This window comes from Novipirellula artificiosorum, from assembly GCF_007860135.1.
GTDB classification, from domain to species: domain Bacteria; phylum Planctomycetota; class Planctomycetia; order Pirellulales; family Pirellulaceae; genus Novipirellula_A; species Novipirellula_A artificiosorum.
This window is the reverse complement of the sequence record NZ_SJPV01000065.1, coordinates 1-1,047: the sequence shown is the minus strand read 5'-3', so window position 1 is coordinate 1,047 and position 1,047 is coordinate 1. Positions and strand designations below refer to the sequence as shown.

Here is a 1,047-nt window from a genome sequence, read left to right as displayed (position 1 = left end):
GCACCGGAGAACATCCGTGAACTCAGACGTCTGGTGCGTTACCGGCAACAACAAGTCAATCATCGTCGAAACGTCAAACTTCGTGTTCGAGCACTCTTGCGTGATCAGCGTGCCAAGTCTCCCGCCGAGATCAATCCTTGGACCAAGGCCTGGCGAGCGTGGGCGGAAAACTGCACCGAAATCGGTGAGAACAGTCGCTGGATTCTCGGTGAGCATTTTGCAGAAATCGAAACACTCAATGTAAAAATCCGCAACATCGAAAAACGTCTGACAAGCATGCTCACAGGTGATCTGGTGGCGACGAAGCTGCTCGAGCAAAGCGGCGTCGGACTGGTGACCGCAGCCACGCTACGGGCGGAGATCGGTCGATTCGATCGTTTCCGCAGTGGCAAGCAGTTGGCTCGTTTTTGTGCGGTGACACCTCGCAACGCCTCGAGCGGTCAGCGGCAAGCCGACGCCGGCTTGATCAAGGCAGGCAATCGGGAACTTCGCCGGGTACTCATCGAAGCGGCCCAGCGACTGCGGCGACTGGACGATCACTGGGTGGAGTTCGCCGACCGAATGAAAGATCGAGGCAAGCCATCGAACGTGATCACTGCGGCGGTGGCGAATCGTTGGATCCGAGGACTCTACTACGAGATGTGCAACTTGGCAGCCTAACCTTCGGCTCGGGCTCGACAAAAGGGCACCGTCCCTTTCGCCTTCACCGTCGCCTCGACCTCAGGGGCACAGGTGCAGGCCGAAGCGACGGTGAAGGCGAAAGGGACTCACGGGAACTACACTATGGAAAAAACCTGATTGAACTTTGAAACAAACTAACCGACCCCGGTTGGTGGAACATGCTCGTTCGTCCACTGGGCTGCTTGAACATCAAGCTGCTCGTACGTAGATGGGGCGTTCTGCCAACTCGCAACCAACCCACTTGGGCCATCAGAGCTCGGATAGAAGAATGGGGAACCGGATCGTTTAAACGCAAACTCAATCAACAACCACCCCAACACAACAGTCACTTGACAGCAGCAAACATTTCATAGAAGTGGACGAGGC

1 protein-coding gene is annotated in these 1,047 nt (G+C 56.1%); it reads left to right on the top strand.

Going from position 1 to position 1,047, the window contains the following annotated elements:
* On the top strand, positions 1–660 hold a 660-nt coding region (locus tag Poly41_RS33765), incomplete at its 5' end, for a transposase (protein WP_146531778.1).
* Positions 661–1,047 lie beyond the last annotated feature (387 nt).